Genomic DNA, 2,629 nt, shown 5'->3' on the forward strand with positions numbered 1-2,629 from the left:
CGCCGTCGACCCGGACCTCCGGCCCGTCGACGGCCACGTCGGTCAGGCCGCCGGAACGCGTCGGCGAGTCCTCCATCGACAGGTGTGCCAGGGGCATGCGCGGGCGGGCCTCCTCGACGATCGCATCGACGCGCTCGATCTCGGCGACCGGCCAGTACTGCCGGGTCACCGAGTGCCAGACGACCGTGAGGACCCCTGGGTCGGCGGGGCGCTCCAGCTGAGGGACGAGCCAGGCCGAGGCGCTCGCGCGGTCGACGGCGACCGGGTGCTCCGCGACGATGTCGAGGGCCGCGGCGAGCCGCGCGTGCCGCTCCAGCTGCCAGGGCCAGACGAACGACCGGAGCCGCAGGGCACCCTCGGGGCTCGCGGCGTCGACCGGCTCGAGGTCGCAGCCGCGCCGCTCGACGACGTCGATCGCCGACGGCCGGACGCCTGCGCACCGGGTGTCGATCTCGAGGACGCTGTCCTCCGGCCCGCTCGCCCATCCGGGGCCGGCGAGGCGATACCGGTCGACGTTGAGGTTCAGCCCCGCGGAGGCCCCGAGCTCGAGGAGGCGGACGCGGTGCAGGCCGGTCCGGCGCACGGCCTCGAAGAGGGCGACGACCAAGGGGGCGGACCGCCCCACCTCGTTGGTCTGCGGTGCGACCTCGAGGGCCGCCCGCAGCTCCCCGGCGTGATCGGCGACGACCGGCTCGAACGTCTCCCAGGCGTCCCGGGGCGGCGCGGTCCCGCCGAGGCAGGGATAGAAGCGGACCAGCTGCGGCGCGTCGCCTCGCAGGACGACACGGAAGATGGCCGCGAGCAGCCGCAGCTGGACGACCTCGGTCGGTGCCGCCCGCTCCCAGCCCGCGCAGATCGTCGCCGTCAGCCCGCCCGCGTCGAGATCGTCGGCGAGGCGATCGAGCAGCACCTCGTAGAGCGTCCCGCTGTCCGCGAAGTGGCCGCGGAACTGCTCGGCGAGGGTGGGAGACGACGGCGACGGGTGCGGCATACGGGCAGTATGCGACGCCGTCGAGCGGGACGCGGTACACGTGGCACGATGGCGGGGTGAGCACGAGCGAAGAGCAGAAGAAGTCCCAGATCCGCGAACGGCCGACGACGGAGGCGTTCCGTCGGTTCGTCCGGGAGGACTGGGCCCCTCGGCGGCCCGCCGTCACCGAGCCGGCAGCGGTCGCGACGTATGCCGCCGCCCGCAGAGCCGCCGTGAGCGCGGCCTACGAGGGCGACCGGCTCGTCATCCCGGCCGGAGGTCTGAAGGTCCGCAGCAACGACTGCGACTACGTGTTCCGGCCGCACTCGGCCTTCGCCCACCTCACGGGGCTCGGAGCCGACCGGGAGCCCGACGCCGTCCTCGTCCTCGAGCCGAAGGAGGGCGGGGGCCACGACGCCGTCGTCTACTTCCGGCCACTCGCCGGACGGGACAGCGACGAGTTCTTCACGGACTCGCGGTACGGCGAGTTCTGGGTGGGAGCCCGGCCGACCATCGAGGACCTCGAGCTCGAGCTCGGCGTCATCGCGCGGCACATCGACGAGCTCGCCGACGCCGTCGCCAAGGACGCCGGCGAGGTGACCGTGCGCCTCGTCCGCGACGCGGACCGTGAGCTGACCGCCCAGCTCGACGCGAGCCGTGTCGAGAACGGCGCCGACGCAGAGACCCTGGAGCCGCTCGACGACGAGCTGGCCCACGTCCTCTCGCATCTGCGGATGGTCAAGGACGAGTGGGAGATCGAGCAGCTGCAGGCCGCCGTCGACGCGACGAGGGCCGGCTTCGAGGCCGTCATCGCCGCCCTGCCCGACGCTGCGGAGAAGGGCCGCGGGGAGCGGTGGATCGAAGGCGTCTTCGGTCTCCACGCCCGCCACCAGGGCAACGGGGTCGGCTACGACTCGATCTGCGCGGCCGGCGACCACGCGAACACCCTCCACTGGATCCGCAACACCGGGGACGTCGAGGAGGGCGAGCTCGTCCTCCTCGACGCGGGCGTCGAGGTCGACTCGCTCTTCACCGCGGACATCACCCGCACCCTCCCCGTCGACGGCGAGTTCACCGACGCCCAGCGCGAGATCTACGACGCCGTGTATGCCGCGCAGGAGGCCGGCATGGCGGCCGTCAAGCCCGGCAACAGGTTCTCCGACGTCCACGCCGCGGCGATCCGGGTCATCGCCGAGCGGCTCCATGCGTGGGGGCTGCTGCCCGAGGGGGTCTCCGTCGAGGACACCCTCGACACCGATCACGGCCAGTACCACCGGCGCTGGATGGTCCACGGCACCTCCCACCACCTCGGTCTCGACGTCCACGACTGCGCGCTCGCGACCCGCGAGGAGTACATGGACGCCGAGCTCACGCCCGGCATGGTGCTGACCGTCGAGCCCGGGCTCTACTTCAAGGCCGACGACCTCAAGGCTCCCGAGCGGTTCCGCGGCATCGGCGTGCGGATCGAGGACGACGTCCTCGTCACCGAGGACGGGTTCCGCAACCTGTCGGCCGGTATGCCGCGCGCCTCCGCCGACGTCGAGGCGTGGGTCCGCGAGGTGCGCTCCCGCGCCTGACTCCACCCCCCTGGCCATCTGGCACCCGATCGGGGCCTGTGCACCACCCCACCGACCTCTACCCCCTGGCCATCTGGCACCC

Annotated in this window: 2 protein-coding genes; one reads left to right on the forward strand and one right to left on the reverse strand. The window is 73.1% G+C overall.

The window, feature by feature from the left end; genetic code table 11:
- On the reverse strand, nucleotides 1-991 hold a 991-nt coding region (locus BN12_RS23160; protein WP_048555815.1), incomplete at its 3' end, for a DUF2332 domain-containing protein.
- A 56-nt stretch (nucleotides 992-1,047) separates the two neighbouring features.
- Between BN12_RS23160 and BN12_RS23165 the strand changes: the two genes are divergently transcribed.
- Nucleotides 1,048-2,547: an aminopeptidase P family protein gene (locus tag BN12_RS23165; protein WP_048555816.1), complete on the forward strand. Its 1,500-nt coding sequence runs from the start codon at nucleotides 1,048-1,050 to the stop codon at nucleotides 2,545-2,547.
- The last annotated feature ends 82 nt before the right edge of the window (nucleotides 2,548-2,629 follow it).

The sequence above is a fragment of the Nostocoides japonicum T1-X7 genome, assembly GCF_001046855.1.
Classification (GTDB): Bacteria; Actinomycetota; Actinomycetes; order Actinomycetales; family Dermatophilaceae; genus Nostocoides; species Nostocoides japonicum.